The sequence below is a fragment of the Mesorhizobium sp. M7A.F.Ca.MR.176.00.0.0 genome, assembly GCF_004023165.1.
Classification (GTDB): domain Bacteria; phylum Pseudomonadota; class Alphaproteobacteria; order Rhizobiales; family Rhizobiaceae; genus Mesorhizobium.
In genome coordinates this window covers 4,627-8,322 of the sequence record NZ_RZTC01000172.1, presented here as the reverse complement: position 1 = coordinate 8,322, position 3,696 = coordinate 4,627, and the positions used below count along the sequence as shown (strand labels likewise).

The following is a 3,696-nucleotide window of genomic DNA, read 5'->3' as shown; positions in this document are numbered from 1 at the left end:
CAGGGTCTCCGCGACGGAGCTTCGCTCCTGCTACGCCCTAGGATGACGAAGTTTGGGGAGGCTCCAGCCAATCCCGAATGCCAGCGATGGTCCACCGAGGGAAGACATCTTGCTGCCGACAGATCCCCAACCCTGCCAAATCCTCTGTTCCAGCGCGGCTAGTCGCGAAGCGCATTGACCGTTTCGAGATCGACCATCGGCCCGCCGGGCCGCGACGAAAGCAAGGGAATGCCGTTGCGCTCCCCGCCCGCCTGCGGCGGACGCAGCGAACGGCGAACCAGATCGGAAATGACTTCGCCCACACTGCGATCCTGCTGCCGCGCCATAGCTTTGGCGGCAAGAAGGACATCGTCATCGATTGCAAGTGTCGTTCTCACAATTCGCCCTCCCTCCAAGCATCAAACATCACGCATCACATGGCGCAGCATATGAAATTGCGTGATGCCGGTCAGTTCGGTTTCCTGGGCTTGCCCGGCTTTGGAGAACGGCCGGTTTCCGAAACCTCGTCGCGGACCTCGTGACGGCGGGCTTTCGAAACGGCTTCGGCCTCCTCGGCAGCCTGCCCCACCGCATCGGCTGCCGCGCTGCCCGTCTTGCCGCGCGGACGCTTCGGTGGCGTGCCGGCAAAACCGGGGCCGTCGCCATGCGGCGCGTCTTCCGGCAAACCCTCATGCGCGGCGTGTTCCTTGTCGAACTTGATCACCGGCTCCATCTTGGCCAGCACGTCGTCGGAGAGCCAGCACAGGCTCATATGGCCGCCGCCGAGATGCTTGACCGGTGGCACCTTGGTCTCGCAAAGATTGTCAGGCACCAGCTTCTTGTAGCCGCAGCGGGTCTGGAACGGGCAGCCGGACGGTGGGTTCATCGCCGAGGGAATGTCGCCCTCCAGCACGATGTGCCGCTTGACCACGCTGGTGTCAGCGATCGGGATCGCCGACAGCAGTGCCTCGGTATAGGGATGGTAGGGCGGCGCGAAGATCTGGTCGGTCGTGCCTTGCTCGACAATATAGCCGAGATACATGACCACGACGCGGTCGGCGATGTAGCGCACGACCGACAGATCATGGCTGATGAACAGCATTGTCGTCTTGTTCTTGCGCTGGATGTCCATCAGCAGTTCGGTCACCGCCGCCTGCACCGAAACGTCGAGCGCCGACACCGGCTCGTCGGCCACCACCACCTTGGCGTCACCGGCAAAGGCGCGCGCCACGCCGATGCGCTGCTTTTGGCCGCCCGATAGCTGGCGCGGCTTGCGGGTTTCGAATGCCCGCGGCAGCTTCACCAGGTCGAGCAGTTCCAGCATGCGCTTGCGGCGATCGGCAACCGTCTTGCCGACGTTGAACTTCTCCAGCGTGCGGATGATCTGCGAACCGACCGAATGGCTGGGATTGAGCGTGTCGAACGGATTCTGGAACACCATCTGGATCGACGACACCGTGTCGACGCTCCGTTTCTCGATGCCGGTCGACTGGATTTCCGTGTTGCCCAGCGTCACCGTGCCGGCACTTGCCGTCTCCAGCCCGAGCAGCACCTTGGCCAGCGTCGACTTTCCGCAGCCGGATTCGCCCACGATGGCAACCGTCTCGGATTCGCGCGCCATGAACGAGATCGTCTCGTTGGCCTTGACGACGCGGCCCTCGCTCGAGCCGAACACCTCGTTGCCGCCGACCCTGTAGTATTTTCTGAGGTCCTCGATCTTGAGCACCGGCGCACCGGGCACGACGCGCTCATTGACCTTCTTGGCGCCGGGCGGCAGCGCCTCCCAGTCGATCTCATTGAAGCGCACGCAGCGCGAGAAATGGCCTTCGTGACCAGCGACCTCGATCATCGGGATTTCGGCGGCGTTGCAGACGCCCTCGACGAAATGGTGGCAGCGCGGGCCGAAATTGCAGCCCTTGGGCCGCTCGTGCGGCAGCGGCAGTTGGCCGGGAATCGAGATCAGCGGCCGTGAGTTCTTGTCGGCGCCCGGCAGCGGGATCGAGCGGAACAGCCCTTGCGTATAGGGATGGCGCATCCGGTCGAACACATCCTTGATCTTGCCCGTCTCGACCGCTTCACCCGAATACATCACCGTGATGCGGTCGCAAGTTTCGAGGATCAGGCCGAGATTATGCGACACGAAAATCATCGAGGTGCCGAACTTCTCGCCCAGCCCCTTGACCAGATCGACGATGCCGGCCTCCACCGTCACGTCGAGCGCCGTCGTCGGTTCGTCGAGCAAAAGCAGCGCCGGCTTCGACAGCAGCGCCATGGCGATGACGATACGCTGCTGCTGGCCGCCCGAAAGCTGGTGCGGATAGGAGCGCATCATGCGCTCGGGATCGGGCAGCTTGACCGAGCGCACCATTTCGATCGCGCGCTTATAGGCCTCTTCCTTCGACACCTTGTCGTGGATCAGCGGCACTTCCATCAACTGCTGCCCGACTTTCATCGCCGGATTCAGGCTGGCCATCGGCTCCTGGTAGATCATCGCGATCTTGTTGCCGCGAATGGAGCGCAACTCCTCGTCGGAGAGCTCGCCCATGTCCTTGCCCTGGAACTTGATCTTGCCGCCGACGATCTTCCCGATGTTGGAGAGGTCGCGCATGATGCCGAGCGACACGGTCGACTTGCCGCAGCCGGATTCGCCGACGATGCCCATCGCCTCGCCCGGCATGACGGTGCAGGAAAAATCCATGACCGCCGGAATCTCGCCCTTGCGGGTGAAGAAGGAGATCGACAGGTTCTCGATCTCGATGATCGGCGCGTTGGCCGGCCCATTGGTTGGCGTGGCGGGATTTCGAACTGCCTCGTTCATGGGTCGCTCCAATCCTGGTTCTTCTAGGCCTGTTTCTCTCAGGCGCATCGGGTCGAAACCCGAGATCAGTCTTTCATCGATTGTTCGCGCAGCGAGTCGGCGAGCAGGTTCAAGCCCAGCACGAACGACATCAGTGCGATCGTCGGCGGTAACGCCGGGTGGATGAAGGAGCGCAGCAGGCGGCTGGCGTCCTTGATCGCGGTGCCCCAGTCCGGACTTTCCGGCGCCAGGCCAAGGCCGAAATAACCGAGCGTGCCGAGCAGGATCGTGGTGTAGCCGATGCGCAGGCAGGCGTCGACGATCAGTGGCCCGCGCGCATTGGGCAGGATCTCCCACAGCATGATGTACCAGGGCGATTCACCGCGCGTCTGCGCCGCCGCCACATAATCGCGCGTCTTGATGTCCATCACCAGGCCACGCACGATGCGGAACACGCCGGGGCTGGAGGCGAACACCACGGCCACGAAGATATTGAGCTGGTTGGGGTCGATATGCACGATCTTCAGCGGATCGGCGTCGAAGACCAGGCCGGCATAGATCCAGCCGCCGAGGATCAGGGTGATGCCGAGCAGGATGTAGAGCCGGTCGGGCCGGTTCTTGTAGCGGGTCCAGAACAGCACGCTGAAGAAGATGATCGGGAACAGGAAGAAGACGCCGGCCATGCCATAGGGGATCGGCGTGTCCATGATGCCCGGCGTCACCAAAAGGTAGAACAGCAGGATGACCGGGAAGGCCAGCACGAGGTTGGCCAGGAACGACAGTACGGTGTCGATCTTGCCGCCATAATAGCCGGCCGGCAGGCCGAGCGTGATGCCGACCATCAGCGCGAAGCCGGTTGCCGCAGGCGCGATGATCAACACGATCTGGCTGCCATAGACCATGCGCGAAAACACGTCGCG

3 protein-coding genes are annotated in these 3,696 nt (G+C 62.9%); all 3 read right to left on the bottom strand.

The genetic code is table 11. The features are described from left to right. Positions 1-158 precede the first annotated feature (158 nt). Positions 159-377, bottom strand: a complete 219-nt coding sequence (locus EOB59_RS32330) for a CopG family transcriptional regulator (RefSeq protein ID WP_127270554.1) — start codon at positions 375-377, stop codon at positions 159-161. Between the two features lie 71 nt (positions 378-448). Beyond that, positions 449-2,797: an ABC transporter ATP-binding protein gene (locus EOB59_RS32325; protein ID WP_128290143.1), complete on the bottom strand. Its 2,349-nt coding sequence runs from the start codon at positions 2,795-2,797 to the stop codon at positions 449-451. A 65-nt stretch (positions 2,798-2,862) separates the two neighbouring features. Next, on the bottom strand, positions 2,863-3,696 hold an 834-nt coding region (locus EOB59_RS32320; protein WP_245486851.1), incomplete at its 5' end, for an ABC transporter permease.